This is a genomic window from Burkholderia sp. BCC1638, assembly GCF_902833195.1.
Classification (GTDB): Bacteria; Pseudomonadota; Gammaproteobacteria; order Burkholderiales; family Burkholderiaceae; genus Burkholderia; species Burkholderia diffusa.
This window is the reverse complement of the sequence record NZ_CADFEC010000134.1, coordinates 1-455: the sequence shown is the minus strand read 5'-3', so window position 1 is coordinate 455 and position 455 is coordinate 1. Positions and strand designations below refer to the sequence as shown.

The window sequence follows — 455 nt, the reverse complement described above, 5'->3', positions numbered from 1 at the left end:
GCGCGCCGATCTGCAGCGCGCGCACGCCGAGCGCCTGCACGACAGCGCCCGAGGTTTCGCCGCCGGCCACCACGAAGCGGCGCACGCCGCGCGCCTGCAGGCCGGCGGCGATCTCGGCGAGGGTGCGTTCGACCAGCGCGCCGGCGGCTTCCACGCCGAGCTGCTGCTGGATCGCCTTGACCTGGTCGGGCATGGCGGTGGCGTAGATCAGCACGGGCGCGGGCAGATGCTGTTCGGCGAAGGCGAGCGCCTGGGCGGCCACTGGCTCGCCGCGCGCGGCGGCCAGCGGATCGATGCGGAACGCGGGACGGCCCTGCGTGTCGCGCCATTCGGCGACCTGCGCGTTGGTGGCCCGGGAGGCGCTGCCGGCCAGCACCACGGCCTGGCCGTCCACCCTGGGTAGCGCGGCCGCGTTGCCGCGCTCGGGCAGCAGGCCGGCGCGGCGGAAGTTGGCG

General features: G+C 76.9%; 1 protein-coding gene. It reads right to left on the bottom strand.

Annotated elements, in window-relative coordinates; translation table 11 throughout:
- Positions 1 to 455 (bottom strand): nucleotide-binding domain containing protein (locus tag HWX22_RS31560; RefSeq protein ID WP_279610444.1); only part of this gene is annotated, 455 nt, incomplete at both ends.